Source organism: Streptomyces sp. NBC_01296 (assembly GCF_035984415.1).
In the GTDB taxonomy this organism is placed as follows: domain Bacteria; phylum Actinomycetota; class Actinomycetes; order Streptomycetales; family Streptomycetaceae; genus Streptomyces.
On record NZ_CP130720.1, the window covers coordinates 515,239 to 536,013 of the forward strand.

Here is a 20,775-nt window from a genome sequence, read left to right on the forward strand (position 1 = left end):
AAACTGTCACGGCCATGCTCGAGTGTCCCCCTCCACGGGGGCACGCGCGAGGTCCGCGACACCATGACCGTAAGGAACCGGGCGGGGGGCCGATCGGAACCACAACGGTCCCGACGAGCAGAGAGATCAGTGTCAACGGTGGGGGTGAGGTACCACAGTGGAAACCATCGGACCGGGAACCGGCGATCCACTGCACGCAGGGCCTTCCCCCGTGGTGCAGCGCCGCCGGCTCGCCCTCTCCGGCGTCCGCGGCCACGTCGCCAAGGGGCGCGACTTCACGCGGCAGGCCTTGCAGGACTGGGGCTGGGGCTGGGACGGGAACGCGACCGCCGAGGACACCCTGCTCCTCGTGTCCGAACTGCTGACCAACGCATCACTGCACGCGGGTGGTTGCATCGAACTCGCGCTGTCCGCCGGCGAGGTTCTTCGGATCGAGGTCTTCGACGGCACGACGACGCTGCCCCACCGCCACCCGTCCCCGCAGCGCGGACTCCCGGGCGGCCACGGTCTCCACATAGTGGAGCGTCTCTCCGATCGCTGGGGCACTCACACCCACGAGAACGGCAAGGCCGTCTGGGCCGAGATCGAGGCATCGCGGCTGACCTCGGGCAGGCCCACCGGCCGGTGACCCAGCCGGCCGCCAGGCCCTGTGCTCCCGTACGGGAGCGTCATTCCGGGAGACCGGGGCACCCGCGCAGTATGACACCGACTGCGCTCACTTCCCTGGCCCTGGCCCCGGCGCCCGGCCCCGCCTGGGTCCACATGATCGTCATCGCCTTCGCCCTCCTGGTCCTCGTCCGCACCCTGGCCCGCCACCGGTAGCACTCACGCCTCCGGGGCAGACGCGCAGGAGTCAGTGGACCCAACAGGCCCGGGAAGGGAACAACACCATGACATCCGTGGCAAGTCCGAAGATCCTGGTGGTGGGCGGCGGCTTCGCCGGTGTGGAGTGCGTACGCCGCCTGGAGCGGCGCCTCTCCCCCGCCGAGGCGGAGATCACCCTCATCACCCCGTCCTCCTTCCAGCTGTACCTGCCGCTGCTGCCGCAGGTGGCCGCCGGGGTGCTGACCCCGCAGTCGATCGCCGTGTCCCTGCGCCGCAGCCGCCGGCACCGTACCCGCATCGTTCCCGGCGGCGCTGTCGGCGTGGACACCCGGGCGAAGGTGTGCGTCGTACGGAAGATCTCGGGCGAGCTCACCCCGCTGCCCTACGACCACCTGGTCCTGGCCCCGGGCAGCGTCACCCGCTCCTTCGACATCCCCGGGCTCGCCGAGCACGCCCGCGGTATGAAGACCCTCGCCGAAGCCGCCCACCTGCGCGATCACGTCATCGCGCAGCTCGACCTCGCCGATGCGTGCGAGGACGAGGCGGAGCGGGCGTCCCGGCTCTGCTTCGTCGTCGTGGGCGGCGGCTACGCCGGCACCGAGACGGCGGCCTGCCTGCAGCGGCTCACCCACCACGCGGTCCGGCGCTACCCGCGCCTGGACCCGCGGCAGATCCGCTGGCACCTCGTGGACATCGCGCCGACGCTGATGCCCGAGCTCGGCGAGGCCCTCGGCGCATCGGCGCTGGACGTGCTCAGGCGCCGCGGCATCGAGGTGTCGCTCGGCGTGTCCGTCGCCAAGGCCGGGCCGGACGAGGTGACGCTCACCGACGGGCGTGTCCTGCGCAGCCGCACCCTGATCTGGACCGCCGGGGTGGCCGCCAGTCCGCTCATCGCCACCCTGGAGGCCGACACCGACCGCGGACGGCTCGTGGTCTCCCCCGACCTGACGGTGCCCGGCCATCCCGGAGTCCTCGCGCTCGGCGACGCGGCCGCGGTCCCCGACCTCGCCGCGGGCCGGGACGGGGCCGTCTGCCCGCCCACGGCCCAGCACGCCCAGCGGCAGGGGCGCACGGCCGCCGCCAACCTCATCGCGACCCTGCGCCACCGGCCGCTGCGGCCCTATCGGCACGAGGACCTGGGGCTCGTGGTGGACCTGGGCGGACACGACGGAGTCTCCAGGCCGCTCGGCATCGCGCTGCGCGGACTGCCCGCGCAGGCGGTGGCGCGGGGGTACCACTGGGCGGCGCTGCGCACTCATGTGGCCAGGACGAGGGTGCTGACGAACTGGCTCCTCAACGCGGTTGCCGGCGACGACTTCGTGCGGACGGGCTTCCAGGCGTGGAGGCCACCGGCGCTGCGGGAGTTCGAGCACACCGACGCGTACCTGACGCCCGAACAGGTTCGCGCACACTCGGCTCCCCTCCGTGCGGGGCGCCTGCCGTAGCGGGGTGCCGGATTCGCGGGCTGGCGGGGCACCCACGGGGTATTCGCGGAGTATGGAAACCTCTTCGGATCGTCCGGGCGGCTCGCGGCGCCCGTGGTGGGGGCGGATCGCGGCCGTTCTCGTGGTGGTCGTGGTGCTGATCGTGCTCGTGGCGCGCTTCGGCCTGGTTCCGGGACTCGGCAGCCTCTTCGGCGAGGAGACCCGGGACCGCTCCGGCCCGGCTCTGCTCAAGTCGATCCAGGACATGGACCGTTACGAGGCCGCCGTCGGCAACTTCCAGGTGGTCGTGGACCTGGAGAAGGACGCGGCGTTCCTGCCGGACGCCATCCGCGGAACGCGCACCCTGTACGTGGGGGCCGGCACGGTCAGCGGTTACGTCGACCTGAGCGGGCTGGGCGAGCGGAACGTCTCCGTGAACGGCGACCGCACCAAGGCGTCGATCCGGCTGCCGCACGCGGTGCTCGGCACGGCCGCCCTCGACCCGAACCGCTCGTACGCGGTGTCGAAGCAGCGGGGCCTGCTGGACCGGATCGGGGATTTGTTCTCCGACAACCCGGCCGGTGAGCAGGCCGTGCAGAAGCTCGCCGCGCAGCACATCGACGAAGCGGCCCGCGACAGCGGTCTCGGGGAGCGCGCCGAGAAGAACACCACGGCGATGCTGGACGGGCTCCTCCGGTCCCTCGGCTTCCGTGAGGTGACGGTCGCCTACGGGTGAGAGGGGCCCGTCCCGGGCTCCGGCGACGGCCCGAGGAGCAGGCGGGGCAGGGCGCCCGGGTGCTTCTCCGAGAGCCAGGCGACCAGCTGTTCCCGTACGGCACAGCGCACCGTCCACAGGTCGTCGGCGTCCTTGGCCGTGACGATCGCGCGGACGACCATGGTGGAGGGAGTCGTCTCCGTGACGGCGACGTCCCAGCCGCGGCCGTCCCACTCCGGGCAGTGGTGCAGGATCTCGTGCACTTTGTCGCGTACGAGGTCCATGGGAGCGCTGTGGTCACAGTGGAGGAAGACCGTGCCGGTCATCTGGACGCCGCCGCGGGACCAGTTCTCGAAGGGGCGGGTGGTGAAGTACGAGACGGGCATGGTGATGCGGCGCTCGTCCCAGGTCCGTACGGCGAGGAAGGTGAGGGTGATGTCCTCCACCACGCCCCACTCGCCTGCGACCACGACCGTGTCGCCGATGCGCACCAGGTCGCCGAAGGCGATCTGGAACCCGGCGAAGAGGTTTCCGAGGGTGGACTGGGCCGCGATGCCGGCCACGATTCCGATGATGCCGGCGGAGGCGAGCACGGACGTGCCGAGTGCGCGGAAGCTCGGGAAGGTGAGGAGCATCGCCGCGGCCGCGATGACGGCGACGACGGCGGTCACGACCCGTGTGATCAGGGTGACCTGGGTGCGGACCCGGCGGAGCCTGGCGGGGTCGCGGGTGCCGGCCGCGTAGCGGGCGTAGCCGGACTCGACGGCGGCCGAGGCCACGCCCACGATCAGCCAGGCACCGGCGCCGATCAGCGCGAGCGAGAGGGCCCGGTCGACGGCGGCCTCGTTCTCCTGCAGCGGGCGCCACGCGGTCTGCCGGTGGGCTCCCCTGAGCAGTGCGGCGAGCAGCACGATCTGCAGGGCCGGGCGGCAGCGGCGCAGCGCATTCCACAGGGGCGTTTCCGGGTGGCGTGCGTCGGCTCGGCGCAGCAGCAGGTCGGCGGCCCATCCGGCCGCGATGGTGAGGAGGATCGAGCCTCCCAGGACGGTGAGCAAGCGAAGAGCGTGGTTCATGTCTCCTCGGCGGATGTAGGCGGCATGGACTCCCCCGCGCATGCCCAGAGGAGGAGGAGCGACACACGGGACCTCCGGCGCGGCAGGGGCCGGCCGCACCGGCGTATGCGAAAGCCGCCGTTCCCGCCCCTGCCGGGGGTGCGGCAGCGACGGGAGGGCTCCGGGGGGGGGAGGTAGATCGGCGCGAACCACATGGCCCGGCGCCCCCTGTCGCCCTGCCTCTCCAAAGCCTCCGGTGATCCTCAAGGGGGTTACCCGCCGAAGGGAGGCGGAATCCGTGGGTATCTCGGCCAACTTGCCTGTACGCCCCTGCACGCCCCCCGCAGTGACGTTCCATCAGCCCCGTATGGGGGCACCCGTGGTGCCGTTGGTACGTCGACCGAGGAGAGCACAGATGACGAAGGTCCTGGTCCTGCACAGCGTCAGCCTGGTCAGGTCGGCACTGGCCGCCCTCCTGAGATCCGAAGGGCCCTTCGAGGTCACGTCGGCGGGCTGGCGGGCCGCGGCCCGCCAGGCCGAGTCGTTACAACCAGATGTGACGGTCGTCGACCTCGACTGTCCGGGGACGACGGCCGTCCTCGCCGATGACGGGCGCGCCGACCACCAGGTCCTCGCGCCCCCGTCCCCCGTCCTGGTGCTCGCGTCGACCGGCGCGCCCGGGCAGCTGCACCGCGCGTTCCGCGCCGAGGCGCGCGGCTACGTCGACAAGGACGGCTCGCCGGGGCGGCTCGTACGGGCGGTCCGGAAGGTCGCCGCGGGGGAACGGTTCATCGACGCCTCGCTGGCTTCCGCGTTCATGGAGGCCGACCCGGTGCCGCTGAGCCCGCGGGAGCTGAGCGTGCTGACCCGGGCCGCGGAGGGCGATTCGATCGCCGAGATCGCCTGCACGCTGCACCTGGCGAGCGGGACGGTACGCAACTACATGGCCGCGGCGACCCGTAAGACCGGGGCGCGCAACCTCATCGACGCGATCCGGATATCCCGGCGGGCCGGCTGGGTCTGATCCGCGGGCGCGCCGCGGGCGCCGCGGACGGGCACGACGGCCGTGTCACTCGTCCCCGGCCTGGTTCCATCTCCCCACCAGATCGCGGTACAGGGGTGACCTGGCGGGGAGTTCGTCATGCGTGCCGCAGACGGCGCGGGTCCCGTCGAGGACGAGGACCCGGTCGGCGCGGGCCGCGGACGAGACGCGGTGGGCCACGACGACGAGGGTGCCGGGACGGTCCGCGAGGGCCCGTTCGGCACGCTCCTCGGCAGCCGGGTCCAGGTGGCAGGTGGCCTCGTCGAGCAGCAGCAGCGGCGCGGGCGAGAGGTAGGCGGCGGCGAGCGCGAGCTGCTGGCCCTCGCCCCGGGACAGCAGCCGCGGGGACACCTCGGCGTCCAGGCCGCCGAGCCGTGCCACCAGCGCGTCCAGCCCGAGGGCGCGGACGGCGTCCTGCACCCGGGCGTCGCCGGGCCCGGAACTGCCCGGGGGCGCGGCGAGGTGGGTCAGGTTCTCCCGTACGGTGCCGGTGAACACGTAGGCCTGCTGAGGCAGCAGGGTCCGCCGCGGGTCCGGCCCGGTCGCCCCCGGTCCCCGGCGGGCGGCCGCGCCGGCGACGAGGACCGATCCCGCGTCGGGTGACAGCATTCCGGCGAGCAGGGCGGTGAGCGTGGACTTGCCGATGCCGCTCGGTCCGACCACCGCGAGGTGCTCCCCCGGGCGCACCACCAGGTCGAGGTCGTCGAGTACGGGAGCCGCGCCGGGGCCGTAGGCGAAAGTGACGCCCCGGAGCTGGGCCGCGGCGTCGGTCGGCGGGCCCGCCGGCCGGGGCAACGGCTGCGGCTGCGGCTTTACGGGGCCGTGGCCGGCCGGGTCCGGCGGCACCGGACCGCCGAAGCGTTCGAGGACCACGAGCAGCCGGGTTCCGGCGGAACCCAGAGCGGTCATCAGGGAGTTGAGGGCGGGCAGCAGGGCCTGGACCAGGTACGTGAGGCCGCCGGCCAGCGTACCGGCGGTGATCCCGCGGCCCAGCAGCCAGGGCGTTGCCGCGAGGAGTGCGATCACCGGCAGCCGGCCCGCCGTGCCCAGGGCCAGGGTGCGCAGGGCCGCCCAGCCGGCGAGGGTGCGCGCCAGCCGTTCCTGGGCGGCGATCAGGGGCTCCACCCGGGCTTCCGCAGCGGTCTGTCCCCCGCAGGCGACGATGTCGCGCAGGCCCTCGGCCAGCGTCCCCACCCGGTCCGCCAGCGCCTCGTCGGTGTCCAGGGACCTGCGTTGTACGGAGGCCAGGGGGCGCAGCGTGGCCAGGAAGGCGGCCATGCCCAGCAGCAGGGGCGGCAGCACGACCAGCAGCAGCACGGGCGCCAGGGCGGCCATGCCGACGAGGGCGCCCGCGGCGGTGAACACGAACGAACGTGCCGTCAGGACCAGCCCTGCGAAGGAGTCCCGGGCCATTTCCGTCTGCTGGGTCAGCCGGGACACGGCGCCCGTGTCGGCAGCGCCCGCCGGGTCGGCGACCGCCCGGTCCAGCGCCTGCCGCACCGCCCGCCGGACCAAGCCGTCCCGCAGCGGCTCCACGAGGTCCGCGAGCCCGGCGAACACACCGCGCAGCGCGAAGGCGCCGATCAGCGCTCCGGCTCCGGCCGCGGCCAGCCAGCCGAGACCGGTGGCGGTGCGGCCGGCGAGGAAGCCGTCGTCGAGGGCGCGGGCCACGCCGTAGCCGCCCAGGAAGGTGTGCGCGGACTCCAGGAGCGACCAGGCGGCCAGCCGCCCGACAGCCCCTTTGTGGCCGCGCAGGAACCGCCGGCCCTCGGGTGCCACCCGGCCCCGGGCCCCTCCCCCGGTCACCGCGCCGCCTCCCGCTCCGTGTCGTTTTCCGAGTCCCTTTCCGTTTCGGCGGCGAACACCGCCCGGTAGGCGGGCTCGTGCTGCCACAGCACGCCGTGCGGTCCGGTCGCCCGCACCCGCCCGTCCTCCAGCCACACGACGAGGTCGGCGCGGACGGCGGTCGAGAGGCGGTGCGCGACCACGATCCGGGTGCCGGGCCGGATCTCGTGGGCGAGGGCCTGCTCGACCTCCCGGGCCGTGACGGTGTCGAGGCTGGAGGTGGCGTCGTCCATGACGAGGAGCCGACCCACATGAGCGAACGCCCTTGCCAGGCCGAGGCGTTGGACCTCACCGCCGGACATCGGGGCGTCGGCGAGGCGCGTGCCGTACGCGTGGGGCAGGCGCCGTACGAACAGGTCGGCGCCCGCGGCACGGGCCGCGGCGCGCACCGCTTCCGGGCCGGGGTCCGGTCCCGCGCCGAAGGCGATCGCCCCGCCGACCGTGTCCCCGAGGAGGACGGGCCGGTCGAAGGCGTAGCCGACCTCGCGGCGCAGTGCTTCGGCGCTCACCTCCCGCAGCGGCACCCCGTCCAGCAGGACGCGGCCCGCGTCGGGGTCGGTGAGCCGGCCGGCCACGGCGGCGAACAGCGTTTTACCCGCGCCCGAGCGGCCCACCACGGCCACCGTGGTGCCTCCGGGGATCACCAGGCTGATGTCGTGCAGGACCGTCGCACCTCCGCGCACGACCCGGACGCCCTGCAGTTGCAGCGTGCCGGGGCCGCCTTCCGGCAGCTGCTCCCGGCCGTGGCCGAGTACGGGCAGGGCCAGGAGGGCGGCGGTCCGCCGGGCCGCGGACCGGCCGCGGACCACGGCCGCGAGTCCGCCGGTCACGGCGCCGATGCCGGCCGCGAGGCCTGCGTACCGTACGGCGGCGAGGAGTTCGCCGACCCCGATGGCTCCGGCCGACAGGCGGATGCCGCCGACGGCCAGGACCGCGTACAGGAGCATCGGCATGAGGGCCGCGGACCGGGCCGTGGTACCTCCGTAGACGTGCCACATCCGCCTGCCCTCGGTGCCCAGCTCGGGCAGCCGGGCGAGGATCCGTGCGCGTTCGCGCTCCGCGGTGCCGGCGGCGGCGATCGTACGCGCCCCGGCCAGTGCCTCGGTCAGGCGGCCGGCGGTCTCGAGCTGGACCTGCTGGTAGCGGGCGACGCTGGTGTGCGTGTCGCGGGCGAAGGCACGCAGCAGGAGCACCAGGAACGGAACGCCGACGAGGAAGGCGAGTGCCGTCCACAGGTCGATGAGGAAGAGGGCGGTGACCGCGCCGAGCGGCGGCAGCAGCGCGGCGACGGCGTGCGCGACGGCGGCCGGGACCTTGCCGGCCTCGGTGGCGTGTGCGGTCAGCCGCGCGGCGGTTTCGCCGGGTGCGTGGCGGGCGGCGTGGTGCGGGGCCGTCCGCAGCAGCCGGGCGAGCGCGAGCCTGCGCAGGCGGGCGGTGGAGCGGCCGTCGACCTCGCCGGTCAGCCGGGCGGCGGCCGCGTCCAGCGCCACTTCGGCCGCGATGACCGCGGCGCACAGCAGCGTCCAGGCGGGGCCCGACGGGGCGCGGCGGAGCAGCAGGTCGAGGGTGTGGCCGAGGACGGCCGGTTCGGCGAGCGCCGCCGCGGCGGCGCTCAGCGTGCATCCGAGGACGGCGGCGGTGCGCCCGGCGCTGTGCCGGGCCGCTGCCACGAGAGCCCGGTCGGCGGTGCGTGCCACGGCCGCCGCCTGCGCCGCTGCGGCCTCCGTGCCGGCCGCCGCGTCGGGGGGGCTCATCGGCGGATGCCTCCAGTGATGTGGTGCGGGCCCGGGCGGCGAACCGCCCGGGCCCGAGGTGACCTATGTCAGTTGCAGGTCGTGATGCTCAGGCTGCTGTCGCCGCAGAGCAGCAGGCTGGCCCGGCTGCCGCCACCGCCGCCGCCGTGCAGCGCGCCCTCGGTGACCTCTTCCTTGGGGGTCTCCATCGACTGCAGGTCGAGAAGCGTCATGTCAGATTCCTCTTCTGTCGAGTGGTGCGATGGGTCACGGTCCCGGGCGGGACCGGCTCTGGGGCCGCCGCGGTACGTCGCAGCGGCGGGAGGAACGGCAGGTGCGCGCGCCCGCCGGGCGCGGCGCTGCCGAGGGCGAGGAGAGCGCCGGCGGTGCCCGTGGCGAGGTCCATGGACAGGCGCATCATCTGCTCGCCGGGGAAGGCCAGATGTCCCTGGTACGGCACGGCGTGCCGGGCCAGCGCGTCGATCTGGCGGGCGATGTCCGCGGGGCCCGTGCCCGGGCCCGGCGTGGTGGTCCGGGCCAGGTGGAGGATCATCCCGGCGGCGCCGCGCAGCAGCCCGGGCTGGGCGTAGAAGGTGGCCTGCGCCGCCCGTACGATCTCGCGCCGGGCCTTCTCGAACCGCTCGTCGGGAGCGTGCTCCAGCCAGTCGTCGAGGACCATGCCGATGCCGACGCTGCCCTCGCCGAGGTACGGCATCGTGCGCCAGCCCTCGTTCACCTGGAGGGTGCCGTACGCGCTGGTGACGCAGCGGTCGAGGTCGCGGTGGAGCAACCGGGCCGACTGGAGCAGCAGTTCCTTGTCGCCGGTGCGTTCGTACAGCCGCAGGAAGAGCAGGGCGGGGCCGGTGTTCCCGTACATCAGTCCGGCGCGGGCGGGCCGCTGCTCGGGGCGGGCGAGCAGTTCGGCGCAGCGCAGGGCGGCGGTGTGCAGCCCGCTCTCGCCGCTCGCGGTGCCGAGCGCGTCCAGGGCCAGGCCGATGCCGGCGAGTCCGCCGTGCAGGTCGGGGCCCGCGCTCTGCCAGGGCTGCCGGAGCAGCCGTTCGGCGAGGGCGAGGGCGGGGCCCGCATGTCCGAGCCGGTGCAGCGTCCAGGCCGTGCCGGCGAGGCCGTCGTAGAAGCCGAGCGGGGTGCCGGAGTCCGGTTCGCCGGTCCGCTCCAGCAGCCATTCCTCGGCTTCGGGCCAGGGTTCGGCTCCGGTCTCGGCGAGGGCGTGGAGCACTCCGGCGATCCCGTAGCCGAGGCCTGAGCCTGCGCCGGCGGTCGCGAACTGGGCGATGTCACCCGGCACGAAGCGGTCCGCGCGCTCCGGGGTGGCGCTCGCACGTATCGCCGCGGTCATCGACGCGCGGGCGGCCGGCCAGTCCCCCGGCTCGACGGGCAGGTACGGGCCGGGCGGTGCGGGCAGGCGGCCGCCCGGTGCACCCTGCGGGGCGCCGGACAGGATCTCTTCGACGGCCTCGTCGAGGAACTGCCGCGGTACGGGGAACTGTGCGGCGGCGACGGCGGCGAGATGGGCGGCCTTGGCCCGGTCCAGGACGAGCAGGCTGGTCAGGGGAAGGAAGAGGGCGAGCCGCAGACAGGCGAGGGCGTAGCGGTCGACGGAGAACCCGCGCCTTTCTGCCGGGGCGACGAAGGCGGGGTTGGCCACGGTCTGCCGCAGTCCCTCGTCGACGTGCGCGGCGGCTTCGAAGTCCAGCAGGGCGACGGACGGTTCGCCGCTCTCGTCCTCCGACACCATGATGTTGAAGAGGTGGAGGTCGTTGAAGACCACGCCGCGGGCGTGCACGGCTTCGACGGCCTCGGTGACGCGGCGGTGGATCGTCAGGGCCCACTCGGTGTACGCCGCGAGCTCCGCCGGGTCGGGGTCCGCCTCGATCAGCGGGTGGCGGCGGGCGAAGTAGGTGTTGAGCGGTTTGCCGGCGAGGTGTTGCAGCACCAGGAAGTGGTGGTCGCCGACCGTGAAGGTGCCACGCACCGCGGGCACGCAGTCCAGGTCCGACAGCCGTTCCAGTGCGGCCTGTTCGCGGTGCAGCCGGGTCACGGCGTCGGCGCCGTCGGCGGCGAGCCCGGCGTACGGGCGGGCCTCCTTCAGGACCACGCTCTCGCCGGTGCGGCTGTCCTTGCCGACGTACACGCCGCCGCCGTTGGAGAAGTGCAGCGCCCGCTCCACCGTGAAGGGGATGCCGGTCAGGGTGGTCGCGGAGCGCGCCGCGAGGTGCGGCTCCAGGAAGTCGGGCAGTTCGAGCCACTCGGGCGGCTGGAACACCGGTCCGCGCAGGTCCGGTACGAGCCGCCCGTCGGGGGCCTCGATCGCCGGGACCAGTTCGCCGTGCTCGTCGTAGCAGTGCCGCAGGGTGAAACTGCCGTAGCGCAGGTGGACCGGGCCGTCGCCCCAGCGCAGATCGCTGAGGATGTACGGGCCGGCCGCCCCGGCCAGTGCGGCGTCGAGGTCCTCCGCGATGCGGCGGCACTGCTGCTCGTCGGCCGGGTACACGGTGATGAACTTGCCGCTCGCCGCGCGGTCGGCGTACTTGGCGTTGCGCAGGTGCAGCAGGTACCGGCTCGGTATGAACTTGAAGGCGATGCGTCGGGCGGTGCAGTACTCGTACACGGTCGTCAACAGCGATTCGGCGTTGTCGAGCGTGGCCGAGACGTGGATCTTCCAGCCCTGCGCGGGCAGTTCGGCGTCGGCGGGGCGCAGCGCGAGCCAGTCGCCGCTTCGGTGCGAGCGCCACCCCGACGGGACGGGGGCGAGCGCGGCGGGGTAACTCTCACCGGCGCGTCGGTACGGCGCGTCGTAGAACCAGCGGTCGGCGTCGCAGAAGGCGGCGTACCCCTTGTTCACACCTGCTCCCTCGTTCGGCGGCAGACCCGACCGTGTCACGCCCGGCGGATGCGGCGACAGTCACGCCTGTCACCGATGGGATGTGCAGTACTCACGAGTCACGAGTCGCGAGTCATGCGGGTTCTCGCCACTCAAGGGCCACCCTTAACCAAATTTCATTCATCATGCATTTATCGAATGTCAGCATGTGGCGTGTGAGATCAATAGTCCGCTTCGAACACCGACATGACGGAGTGTTTTCTTGACCACTTACCTCAGGCGTGCCGCCGGCCGACGCATGCTCTTGGCGCTGATCGCGGCCCTGTGCGGAATCATCGGCACCACCGCGCTCGGTACGACCCCGGCAGCAGCAGCCGATCAGCGTCACCCGATCTACGCCATCGCGCACCGCGTCGACACCCTGGACGGCGTGGACGCCGCGCTCAAGCACGGCGCCAACGGCATCGAGATAGACGTCTGTGCCTGGTGGAACCCGAACGAATGGCGGGCTTATCACGACTGCTCCTCGGCCGGCGACAACCGGCTGGGCCCCAGCTTCGACAGCATGATCGACCGCATTCTTTCCCAGGCCAACGCAGGGCGCCGGCTGGCGCTGGTCTGGCTGGACATCAAGGACCCGAACTACTGCGGAGAGCAGGAGAACCGCGGGTGCAGCGTCGCCGGACTGCGCGACAAGGCGCAGCGGCTGACGGCCGCCGGGATCCAGGTGCTCTACGGGTTCTACGAGTACCACGGCGGCAGCACCCCGGACGTCGGCGGCAGGGGCTGGAAGAGCCTGGAGGGCAGGCTCGGCAGCCTGGAGGGAATCACGACGACCGGAACCCGCGACCAGGCCCAAGCTGCGTTCAACCGGTCCGGTTCCGGGTTCCCGGCCGGTCGCCGGGTGATGGACTACGGCGACAGCGACATCACCAAGGGGTTCGGCAACTGCACGGAGGCCACGTACAACACGTGCGCGGAACTGAAGAAGGGCGCAGGGGACCGTGACGCCGGACGGCTCGCGGCCACACTGTCCTGGACGACCACGTACAACGATCCGTGGTACGTCGACAAGCTGCTGGGCGACGGGCGCGTGGACGGCATCATCGCGGGCTACGGGGCCTTCACCGGAGTGCGCGAGTACGACGACAGCTGGCAGTGCGCCAACGCCGTCAACCTCGTCCGTGACTGGGTGAACCGCCACGGCGGCACCCATCGCATGGCCACCCCCGGTGACCGTCTGTTCAGGTAGAGCACAGGCATCGCCAGTCGCACCGGCAGATCGCACCGGGGACGATGTCGTGCACTCCCCGCTCGAGTGCACGACATCGCGCGGGCCTGGTCGGCCGCCACGGTGAGACGGTCCCGCTACTCGTGATTCCGGTCCAGGGGGGTGACGCGTTCGGGGCCTTCGCTCCTCCGATCGACCGCCCCGGCGTCCCCCGGCCCGGACGCCGGGGCTGAAGGTCCGCGTACTCATCGCGGCGGCCCGGTCGATAGTTCGAATTTGAACGTTATGCTGGACCCGCCGCATCGAGCCAGACCATTCGAGCCACCGGGAGCGCTGCCACATGTCCGTCCGCCGCCTGAACCACGCCGTGCTCTGGATCCGCGACGTCGAGCGCTCCGTGGCGTTCTACACCGACGTCTTCGGATTCCAGGTCGACCACCTGACCGCCGGTCGCGCCGCCTTCCTCAGCGCCCCCGACAGCCTCAACGACCACGACCTCGGGCTGTTCGCGATCGGCGCCGACGCGCCCGGTCCGGAGCAGGGCCGGGTCGGCCTCTACCACCTGGCGTGGGAGGTCGGCACCCTCGGCGAGCTGGCGGAACTCGGACACAAGCTCACCGAACGCGGTGCGCTCGTCGGCGCGAGCGACCACCTGGTCTCCAAGTCGTTCTACGCCAAGGACCCGGACGGCAACGAGTTCGAGGTGATGTGGCGCGTCCCCCGCGAGGACTGGCCCGCCGCGGACTCCGACCTGCGCCCGGGCCCGCTCGACCTGCCGGCCGCGATGGCTCGCTGGGGCGCGGATCTCGCGACGGGTTCGGCGGCAGGCTCCGCCACCTGAGGAACACGGAAATCCGGCCGGCTCCGGTCGCGGGTCCAGGAGCGGCGCTCCCGCCGGCCGGCGCCAGCGCCGTCCGGACTGCCGTATGGGACCCCGAGCGCCTTCGCGACCGCGGGCAGCGAGCCCTGCACGCGCGGCCTTGATCACTCGCAGCACGGTCACCGCGTCCTCGCCCTAGAGGGCGGTGGCCGCCACTGCTGCCTTCCGGCTCGGCCGACAGCCCGCGCCGCTCGTAGTAGCGCGGCGTCTGGGCGCTCAGCGCCGCCCTCTGGCGGCCTCGATCCGGGCGGCGAGGGCATCGAGGACCGCCTCGTGCGCCTGGTCCACCGAGACGTCCAGCGCGACCACTCCCGTCATGAGGTCCCGCTGGTGGGAACACCTCCGACGGTAAACCTGTACCTGAGCCCGGGAACGGGCACCGCCGCCCTGCGCAGCCCGCAGCCGGACGGGGGCAGGTGCCGGTCGGGCGCGGGGAGTCCCGGCCAGGGGATCACGCGCGTTCGCGTACGAGGTGCTCCGCTCGCCGTCGTCGTGCATGGGCGCGGCGAGCTGCGATCCCGCCCACCATGCGAACGTCGGCGCCATCTCCCCCGCATCCTCGACCTCGTGGCCGGCCCGGAGGCAAGGACGACCAGCCGTCGGGGTGATCCGGCAGCTCAGCCCGTTCGGTTTTCCGAGCCGCAGCCGCGACAGATTTCCACGCCCGCCCATTTCTTGGCGTCCAGCGGCCGTCCGGGGTGGATCTCCGCGCACTTTCGTTGCATTTGCCCGTGGCTGCGGACCGCAGGAGACTGGTGATATCAGCGTGGCCCCGCCGCCGAAATCAGGGCTGCTTGGCGCCAGACGCTTCTCCTGCTGCTGTCACGTCAGCGTGCCCCTGCTGTTTCCTCGGCCCTTTCCATGGCCGGGAACTAGAGCAGTGGTCTGAGAACATCCAAGCATCAACTGATGAATTGTCAACCGTTGGTCCTCTCGCCCAGGAGGTGTCCCATGTGCAGGACCCGCCCGGTCAACTGCATCATTCCCCCGTACATTCTCGACAAGCTGCTGGAGAGCGAAGACCGTGAGGTGCGCCAGGCCGCCTTGGACACCCTGCTGACCACTGCGCGCCTGCGGGGCGAACGGGCGGTCCGAGCGTCCTTCGCCGGCGCGGCCGCCACCGCCGGTAACGGTCGGCGCACCATCTTCGACTGCGAGCAGGGGGTTTCCCTCCCCAACGCCGTCCTGGTCAGGCCGGAAGACGGACCGCAGTGCACGGACCCGGCCCTCAACCAGGCGTTCGACGGACTCGGCCTGACGCGCGATTTCTACCAGGAGGTGTTCCGGCGCAATTCGATCGATGACCGGGGCATGCGGCTGGACGGATACGTCCACTTCGACATGCAATTCAACAACGCGTTCTGGGACGGACGTCAGATGGTCTTCGGCGACGGGGACGGCAAGGAGTTCAGCAACCTCACGGGATCGCTGGACGTGATCGCCCACGAGTTGACGCACGGAGTCACCGAGAACACCTCGGAATTCGAGTACCACAATCAGTCCGGGGCCCTGAACGAGTCGATGTCGGACGTCTTCGGTTCACTGGTCAAGCAATGGTCGAAGAAGCAGACGGCCGAGGACGCGGACTGGCTGATCGGCGCCGATGTGTGGACCCCGGGAATCGCCGGCGACGCCCTGCGATCGATGAAGGCTCCGGGGCAGGCATACAACAATCCGCAGTTCGGAAAAGACCCCCAGCCCGACCGCATGAGCAAATTCATGCCCCTGCCGGACACCCCCAGAGGGGACAACGGCGGGGTTCACTACAACTCCGGTATTCCGAACAAGGCGTTCTTCCTGGCTGCCGTGGGCATCGGCGGATTCGCATGGGAGGCCGCCGGGAACATCTGGTACGAATCACTCAAAGCCTCCAGCAGGGACGCCACTTTCCAGGAGTTCGCGGACACCACCTTCCAGAAGGCCGGGGAACTGTTCGGCACCGGAAGCCCCGAGCAGTCGGCCGTCCTGGCGGCGTGGCAGGGAGTGGAGATCCACATCAGCGGGGTCCCGGCGGGGCTCGCCCGGGCACGGAGCCTGCCGGTCAACGGGAACGGCGGCGTGGGCCGGCAGGACGGCATGGCGGCCCTGTCCAGGCAGATCGGGGAACTGAACGCCAAGGTGACCGGGCTGGCCAAGGAAATGGCCGCACTGAAGGGCGCCAAGTGACCTCCGGTCGCGCGCAATGAAGGTGACTTTGGAGTCGTACGGCGGGCTGGCGGCGGCGATCCGCCGCCGGCCCGCGGTGCTGGACACGGCGGCCCTGCCCGAGAACGCCGCGGCGGAGCTGACCCAGCTGGTGGCGGCGGCCGTCGCGATGCCCGTGGAGGGCCGGGCCGACCGTGCCAGGGACGCGATGACCTGCACGATCACGGTGGAGGACGACGACCACGCGACGGTCCTCGAACAGTCGGACGCCGCCATGTCCCCCGCGTTCGCGGCCTTGCTCACCTGGCTCAAGAAGCACCTCGCGCAGCAGGACCAGCCCTAGCCGCTGATATTGCGGATTCCTCCGGCTGGTCACAGTGCCGGAGGAGGGGAGACGCGCCGCAGGTCAGCCGGGCGCGTCGGCCTCGCTCCACGCGGCGCGCCGGACCGTCTCCGCCAGCTCCTCCCGGTCGGCGACCGCGTCGCGGGGCTCGTCGGGCCACTGCTCGGCGGCCGCGGCAGCCCACTCGGCCCAGTCGGCGACCAGCCGCTGGCCCGGGCCGCGGCCAAGGTTGCCCGTGTATCGGATGTCGTCCCGGACTCGGCGAAGAAGACCTTCAGCAGCTGTTCCGACTCCAGGACGGGGCCGGCGCCGGGCTCGTGGAGCCATGAGGCGAGCGCATCACGGCCCTCGGGAGTGATGGCGTACACGGTGCGCTGCCGTCGACCCACGGATCCCCGCTCCTGCTCGGCTCGGCCGGATGTCGGCCGACCTCGATGACACCGGCCGCAAGCGTGCCCTTGCCGACCTGCACACGACCCTCCGCCCGCACGGGACACCGGACGGCATGCTCTTTCCCTCGGCGACATGGCTGATCACCGCCACGCGCCCCTGAACCCGCCGTCCGAGCCCGTGCCCCGCTCCGGGCCCGTCACCCGCGGCGGCGGGCCCGGGGCGGTCACCGTGTGACGGTCGGCTTCTCCGGCTCCAGCGAGTTGCCCGCAGGGATCCTGCCGCAACTGGTGGGGGCGGCCTTGCCCGCGAAGCGGTCGTCCAGCCAGGCCATCGCACGCACCGCCCAGTACGGCATGGCGCCGACGTGGCTGAGCAGGTCGTACTGCTCGTACTTGATCGAGCTGTTGCCGGTGGCGCAGTACTGCCGGGCCAGCGTCCGCACGTCGCCGGCGACCATGACTCCGTCACCCGTGCCGATGCCCGGCGGTCTGTTGAACGTTCCCTCGAGCCAGCCCGCGTTCCCCTGCCCGATGAACCCCGGGACGGTCGGGGTGGCGGCCTGGCCCAGATTGATCTTGTTCACCGCTGCGACGAAGGGCGGAATGGAGTTCGGGTCCTTGTACTCCGGCTTCGCCATGTCCTTCCACGTCATCCCCGGGTGGTGGGCCAGCGCATCGACGATCGAGCCGTGTTCCAGCTCCTTGACGACCTCGAGGCCCTTCTCGCTCAGATAGGGGGTGAGGTCGATGTCGTACGAGCGTGAGACGCCTATGAGGGCCATCGGGATCACCCCGTTCCATGCCAGCGCGCCGTCGACGTACTTGAGGTTGTGCGCCGGCGCGACGAGCAGCCCGCCCTCGGCGAAGCCGACCAGCTGCTTGTTCACCTCGGGCGCGTACGCGGGGGCCAGGACCGACGTCCAGTTGGTGGCGATGGACCCGCCGGAGTAGCCGAACAGGCCGAACTTCGTGCCGGCATGCAGGCGCGTCTCCTCGGTGCGGATGGCGGCGCGGATCGAGTCCAGAGTGTTCGTTCCGTACTCCGGGCCGGCCGCGAAGTCGGCGTTCTGGCCCTCGGTGTCCGGGATGACCACGTCGTAGCCCTTGAGCAGCAGCGGCGCCAGGATGAGGGATTCGGCGTTGGCGATGGCGCCGCCGAGAGAGACGTTACCGGCGATGGCCCGGGAGGGGCCGTCCTCCGGGCTGAGGGAGTCGTAGAACGACTGGTACGACACCGCCTTGCTGCCGTCACCGTACTGGCTGCGGACCACGGTGGTCACGTTGGCCGAGGGCCTGCCCTGGGCGTCGGTCGTGCGGTAGAGCAGTTGGATCGCCTTCAACGGCGTCGGTATGCCGAAGACGTGGTAGTTCAGTGTGCGCTTCTTCAGAACGTCGCCCGGCCGGTACGCGGCAAGCGGCTTGCTGCCGACGTAGCGGTAGAACGGGTCGGGCGCCGTCACCGTGGTCGTCCCCTGTGCAACCGCGTTGGGTGCGGCAGTCGCCGTGGGCGCCGCGGCGGCGACGACGCCCGTCACGATGGCGGTGGACAGCAGAGCAGAGGTTCTCCGGTTCATTACTCCCCCGTACGTCGAGCACGTGTTGGCTTTACCTGGCGGTAACTTACTGGAGGTAACGCCGTTACACATAGAAGCGTCGCCAGGGTTTTCCTCGAGGCTCCGAGCACGTGACACGCACCCCTCCGACGCCCGCCCCACCCGGACGGCGGCGCGGGCCCGGTGGCCGGGTGGAGCGGGGTCCCCCTGCGGGAGGGCGGCTGTTTCAGGATTTCCGGGAACTGACGTCCTGCATCCGGCCGTCGAACAGGGACCCGTCGAAACGGATCGAGAAGGACGGCGAGTTGTAGTAGTTGTGGTTCGTGCCGATCTCGGGGCTGTGGGGCAGGCCGCTTTCCCCCTTGTACCAGTCGGACAGCCCCAGGGTCATGGTCACGTTCTGGTCGAAGAACCGCCCCGCCGTCCCGTCCTGGGAGTACAGGCGCCACACCTGGCGGCCGTCGCGGGGATCGCAGGCGCGCTGCGTGACCGGCGCCGCGTCCTTCGTCGTACCGGAGCCCCCCAGGCAGAGCCCCGTTGCCGTGTTGCGCAGTTGGAGCCGGCTGCGGTCGCCGTCGTAGGGCATGAGCACGTCCCACTGCTGGGCGGCGCTGCCGTCGCAGCTCGCCTCACGCGCCTGGACGTCGGGTGCCGTTGCCGCGCCGGGGATCTCGATGCAGCGGCCGGTGGCCGCGATCCGCATACGCGTCCGGTCGTCCGGGGCGGGTGCCCAGTTGGGCACGGCAGGGGCGGGCGACTCCGTAGCGGCGGGCGCGGGTGAGGGTGTGGCTGACGGCGTGGCGGAGGCTGTGGCAGAGGGAGTCGGCGTGGGCGTGGACGACGGGCCCTGGGTGCCGGTGACCGCCGGGACGGCGGCCGGCGCCAGGGCGGGCGAGGCGGCCGCCCTGGGAGCGCCGGACCCGGGGCCCTGCGGTGGATGGCCGGAAACCAGGACGGCGACGGCGACGCCGGTGGCGGCGACCGCCACCGCTCCCGTACCCCAGGCGCGCGCCGGGGATCGCAGCGGACCGGTGGGTGCCGGCTGCGCCAGAGCCGGGCCGGGAGTCGATCCGCTCCCTCCTCCGGCGGCGAACGCGGCGGCGCCACCGGAGGCGTTCCGTTCGCCGCCCCACAGCAGCACCCCACCCGGCAGGACGGCGCCGATGCGTTCACTCAGGTCCGTGAGCTCCCTCATGGCCCGACGGCAGGCCGGACACACGTCGAGGTGCGCCGCGAGGACACTCTTCACCCGCGCCCCCGGCTTGCGCGCGGCTGCGGCGAGGAGGGAGCCGTATCGGCGGCATTGCTCGTTTCCGCTGGTGCGGCGCAGATGCGCGGCGAGGTACGCCTCCCTCAGCCCTTCCCGGGCCCTGGCTGCGAGCGAGGAGACGCCGCTGCGGCTCAGGCCGAGCAGGCGGGCGACCGCGCTCGCCGGCTGCTGGTCGACCTCGCTGTACCAGAGCACCGCCTGCCAGCGTTCGGGCAGTGAGCGGAACCCGTGCAGGACCATCTGGCGATCCTCGTAACGGAGCAGGCGGTCTTCGACACTCGGGCTGCCGGCGGCGCCCACGTGCTCGTCGCACCAGCGCTCGAAGTCCTCGGAGAGCTCGATGCGCCGCTCGGACACCGCCCACTGCGCCGCCGTCCGCCGCACGACGGTCAGCAGGTACGGGCGCCATGCCGTACTGGGGCCGTGCCCGTCCCGGATGGCCTCGAGCGTCCGGACGAAGGCCTCAGAGGCGAGGTCCTCCGCGGTATGCGGACTGCGGCAGCAACTCCGGGCGTAGTGGAGCACATTCCGCCAGTGTCGTTCGTAAAGAATCCTGACGGGTTCTTGGTCTGTACCATTGCGTATCAGTGCCGTCAGTTCGTGATCAGGAGCGCCGACCGGTCGGGAGCGTCCATGGGGCATGAGTAACCCTTGTTCGAAAAGCTGTTGGAGAAGATGCGCCATTTTCAGACCGGCCTGCGAAGGCTGTAAAGGTGATCCATCCGACACCGGAAAACTGATATCCCGCACGGCACTTCGAGTCGCTCAGTCCGCGACCGGGCACACCGACTGTTCTGATGGACCGTCAAGTCCTGTTGGTCGCCGCAGAAAGTGTTATCGCCGTCGCCCGGTCGGGTCTCCCTGTATGCCGGACCACCCGGCAGTTCCGGACGACCGCGAAGGGCCACACGTGGACGAGCATGACCACGAGCAGGTCGGGGACCTTGCCCACGGGGGCGGCCGAGGCGGTCCCCGGCATGGAGCGGCGCCACGCGCAATCCCGTCGGTGGAGAAGTTCCAGTCCATGTGGCGCCACAGCCCCGGGCACTACAAGGCGCAGACCAGCCTGACGTACACCGAGGTGGGAGTGGGCATCCACCGCGGATACGGATACGGCCAATCGGAGGGGCACGCGCCGAGCGCGGGGGCGCCGGCCTTCGAAAAGCGCGCGGGCCTGCCCTGCTTCGCGATCCGGAGGACCTGCCGTGCGCCGGTGTCGCACAAGCATCGCCCAGCCGTCACACAGTCGTCACAGCATCGTCGTCGCCCCATCGAACTCGCCGACGTGCGGATGGCTTGAAGTCACACAACTCAACCCCCCGCCGCCGTCACGTCGTTGATCACTCCTCCCACACCTCACATACTGCGCGGACCAGCCCGTCGGGCGCCATTGCGCCCCTGGCCGGAATGACCGATCGACCTCATCCCAAGCTCCTGGGGGAGACTTGCGCGCACATGTGCTGAGAGCACGCGCCTTAACCGT

At 72.0% G+C, this 20,775-nt stretch carries 19 protein-coding genes; 11 read left to right on the forward strand and 8 right to left on the reverse strand.

The annotated features are described in order from the left end of the window. Window positions 1-211 precede the first annotated feature (211 nt). From OG299_RS02505 to OG299_RS02520, 4 genes are all read left to right on the forward strand, one after another. Window positions 212-628 carry an ATP-binding protein gene (locus OG299_RS02505; protein WP_323179153.1) on the forward strand — a complete coding sequence of 139 codons (417 nt, stop codon included), beginning with the start codon at window positions 212-214 and terminating at the stop codon, window positions 626-628. A gap of 71 nt (window positions 629-699) precedes the next feature. Continuing rightward, entirely contained in the window at window positions 700-822 is a 123-nt protein-coding gene (locus OG299_RS02510) for a hypothetical protein (RefSeq protein WP_327360266.1), read from the forward strand. Window positions 823-899: 77 nt separating this feature from the next. Continuing rightward, entirely contained in the window at window positions 900-2,270 is a 1,371-nt protein-coding gene (locus tag OG299_RS02515; protein ID WP_327360267.1) for an NAD(P)/FAD-dependent oxidoreductase, read from the forward strand. A gap of 52 nt (window positions 2,271-2,322) precedes the next feature. Further along, window positions 2,323-2,985, forward strand: coding sequence for a DUF4230 domain-containing protein (locus OG299_RS02520; RefSeq protein ID WP_327360268.1), 663 nt, complete (start codon window positions 2,323-2,325; stop codon window positions 2,983-2,985). On the opposite strand, the gene OG299_RS02525 is transcribed toward OG299_RS02520, so the two are convergent. Next, complete coding sequence (locus tag OG299_RS02525) at window positions 2,976-4,037, reverse strand: mechanosensitive ion channel family protein (RefSeq protein WP_327360269.1); 1,062 nt, start codon at window positions 4,035-4,037, stop codon at window positions 2,976-2,978. The two genes, OG299_RS02520 and OG299_RS02525, sit on opposite strands and share 10 nt — an antisense overlap. A gap of 394 nt (window positions 4,038-4,431) precedes the next feature. On the opposite strand from OG299_RS02525, the gene OG299_RS02530 reads away from it, so the two are divergent. Then, on the forward strand, window positions 4,432-5,040 hold the full coding sequence (locus OG299_RS02530; protein ID WP_327360270.1) for a response regulator transcription factor: 609 nt from the start codon (window positions 4,432-4,434) through the stop codon (window positions 5,038-5,040). Window positions 5,041-5,085: 45 nt separating this feature from the next. Here OG299_RS02530 and OG299_RS02535 read toward each other — a convergent pair whose 3' ends face one another. From OG299_RS02535 to lanKC, 4 genes are all read right to left on the reverse strand, one after another. Further along, a complete protein-coding gene (locus OG299_RS02535) occupies window positions 5,086-6,864 on the reverse strand; it encodes an ATP-binding cassette domain-containing protein (RefSeq protein ID WP_327360271.1) in 1,779 nt (592 codons plus the stop codon). Continuing rightward, window positions 6,861-8,657 (reverse strand): ATP-binding cassette domain-containing protein, encoded by a 1,797-nt coding sequence (locus OG299_RS02540; protein WP_327360272.1) that lies wholly within the window; start codon window positions 8,655-8,657, stop codon window positions 6,861-6,863. Before OG299_RS02540 ends, OG299_RS02535 begins: the two co-directional genes overlap by 4 nt. 68 nt (window positions 8,658-8,725) lie before the next feature. Further along, window positions 8,726-8,869 (reverse strand): SapB/AmfS family lanthipeptide, encoded by a 144-nt coding sequence (locus tag OG299_RS02545; protein WP_030162116.1) that lies wholly within the window; start codon window positions 8,867-8,869, stop codon window positions 8,726-8,728. Then, window positions 8,866-11,499: a class III lanthionine synthetase LanKC gene (lanKC, locus tag OG299_RS02550; RefSeq protein ID WP_327360273.1), complete on the reverse strand. Its 2,634-nt coding sequence runs from the start codon at window positions 11,497-11,499 to the stop codon at window positions 8,866-8,868. The genes OG299_RS02545 and lanKC overlap by 4 nt, the downstream gene beginning before the upstream one ends. Before the next feature lie 241 nt (window positions 11,500-11,740). Here lanKC and OG299_RS02555 point away from each other — a divergent pair, with 241 nt between their 5' ends. The 4 genes from OG299_RS02555 to OG299_RS02570 all read left to right on the forward strand — a co-directional run bounded on the left by OG299_RS02555 (window position 11,741) and on the right by OG299_RS02570 (window position 16,077). After that, a complete protein-coding gene (locus OG299_RS02555) occupies window positions 11,741-12,730 on the forward strand; it encodes a glycerophosphodiester phosphodiesterase family protein (RefSeq protein WP_266637560.1) in 990 nt (329 codons plus the stop codon). Window positions 12,731-13,049: 319 nt separating this feature from the next. After that, the gene (locus OG299_RS02560; protein ID WP_266637558.1) at window positions 13,050-13,550 is read left to right on the forward strand and encodes a VOC family protein; all 501 of its coding nucleotides are present in this window, start codon (window positions 13,050-13,052) and stop codon (window positions 13,548-13,550) included. A gap of 990 nt (window positions 13,551-14,540) precedes the next feature. After that, entirely contained in the window at window positions 14,541-15,755 is a 1,215-nt protein-coding gene (locus OG299_RS02565) for a M4 family metallopeptidase (protein WP_327360274.1), read from the forward strand. Window positions 15,756-15,771: 16 nt separating this feature from the next. Further along, a complete protein-coding gene (locus tag OG299_RS02570) occupies window positions 15,772-16,077 on the forward strand; it encodes a protealysin inhibitor emfourin (protein WP_266637554.1) in 306 nt (101 codons plus the stop codon). Window positions 16,078-16,140: 63 nt separating this feature from the next. On the opposite strand, the gene OG299_RS02575 is transcribed toward OG299_RS02570, so the two are convergent. Beyond that, complete coding sequence (locus OG299_RS02575) at window positions 16,141-16,404, reverse strand: hypothetical protein (RefSeq protein WP_327360275.1); 264 nt, start codon at window positions 16,402-16,404, stop codon at window positions 16,141-16,143. 91 nt (window positions 16,405-16,495) lie between these two features. Between OG299_RS02575 and OG299_RS02580 the strand changes: the two genes are divergently transcribed. Further along, the gene (locus tag OG299_RS02580) at window positions 16,496-16,630 is read left to right on the forward strand and encodes a hypothetical protein (protein WP_327360276.1); all 135 of its coding nucleotides are present in this window, start codon (window positions 16,496-16,498) and stop codon (window positions 16,628-16,630) included. Window positions 16,631-16,693: 63 nt separating this feature from the next. On the opposite strand, the gene OG299_RS02585 is transcribed toward OG299_RS02580, so the two are convergent. After that, complete coding sequence (locus tag OG299_RS02585) at window positions 16,694-18,043, reverse strand: lipase family protein (protein WP_327360277.1); 1,350 nt, start codon at window positions 18,041-18,043, stop codon at window positions 16,694-16,696. A gap of 205 nt (window positions 18,044-18,248) precedes the next feature. Continuing rightward, window positions 18,249-19,976 carry a sigma-70 family RNA polymerase sigma factor gene (locus OG299_RS02590; RefSeq protein WP_327360278.1) on the reverse strand — a complete coding sequence of 576 codons (1,728 nt, stop codon included), beginning with the start codon at window positions 19,974-19,976 and terminating at the stop codon, window positions 18,249-18,251. A gap of 322 nt (window positions 19,977-20,298) precedes the next feature. Between OG299_RS02590 and OG299_RS02595 the strand changes: the two genes are divergently transcribed. Beyond that, window positions 20,299-20,592, forward strand: a complete 294-nt coding sequence (locus tag OG299_RS02595; protein ID WP_327360279.1) for a spore germination YkwD domain-containing protein — start codon at window positions 20,299-20,301, stop codon at window positions 20,590-20,592. Window positions 20,593-20,775: the final 183 nt, after the last annotated feature.

Excerpts from the sequence above, each read along its gene's own strand:
- OG299_RS02520 (WP_327360268.1), top strand. The coding sequence starts at position 2,323 with ATGGAAACCTCTTCGGATCGTCCGGGCGGCTCGCGGCGCCCGTGGTGG.
- OG299_RS02570 (WP_266637554.1), top strand. The coding sequence starts at position 15,772 with ATGAAGGTGACTTTGGAGTCGTACGGCGGGCTGGCGGCGGCGATCCGC.
- OG299_RS02510 (WP_327360266.1), top strand. The coding sequence starts at position 700 with ATGACACCGACTGCGCTCACTTCCCTGGCCCTGGCCCCGGCGCCCGGC.
- OG299_RS02585 (WP_327360277.1), bottom strand. The coding sequence starts at position 18,043 with ATGAACCGGAGAACCTCTGCTCTGCTGTCCACCGCCATCGTGACGGGC.
- OG299_RS02545 (WP_030162116.1), bottom strand. The coding sequence starts at position 8,869 with ATGACGCTTCTCGACCTGCAGTCGATGGAGACCCCCAAGGAAGAGGTC.
- OG299_RS02525 (WP_327360269.1), bottom strand. The coding sequence starts at position 4,037 with ATGAACCACGCTCTTCGCTTGCTCACCGTCCTGGGAGGCTCGATCCTC.
- OG299_RS02575 (WP_327360275.1), bottom strand. The coding sequence starts at position 16,404 with ATGGCTCCACGAGCCCGGCGCCGGCCCCGTCCTGGAGTCGGAACAGCT.
- OG299_RS02540 (WP_327360272.1), bottom strand. The coding sequence starts at position 8,657 with ATGAGCCCCCCCGACGCGGCGGCCGGCACGGAGGCCGCAGCGGCGCAG.
- OG299_RS02590 (WP_327360278.1), bottom strand. The coding sequence starts at position 19,976 with ATGGCGCATCTTCTCCAACAGCTTTTCGAACAAGGGTTACTCATGCCC.
- OG299_RS02530 (WP_327360270.1), top strand. The coding sequence starts at position 4,432 with ATGACGAAGGTCCTGGTCCTGCACAGCGTCAGCCTGGTCAGGTCGGCA.
- OG299_RS02560 (WP_266637558.1), top strand. The coding sequence starts at position 13,050 with ATGTCCGTCCGCCGCCTGAACCACGCCGTGCTCTGGATCCGCGACGTC.
- OG299_RS02580 (WP_327360276.1), top strand. The coding sequence starts at position 16,496 with ATGTCGGCCGACCTCGATGACACCGGCCGCAAGCGTGCCCTTGCCGAC.
- OG299_RS02565 (WP_327360274.1), top strand. The coding sequence starts at position 14,541 with ATGTGCAGGACCCGCCCGGTCAACTGCATCATTCCCCCGTACATTCTC.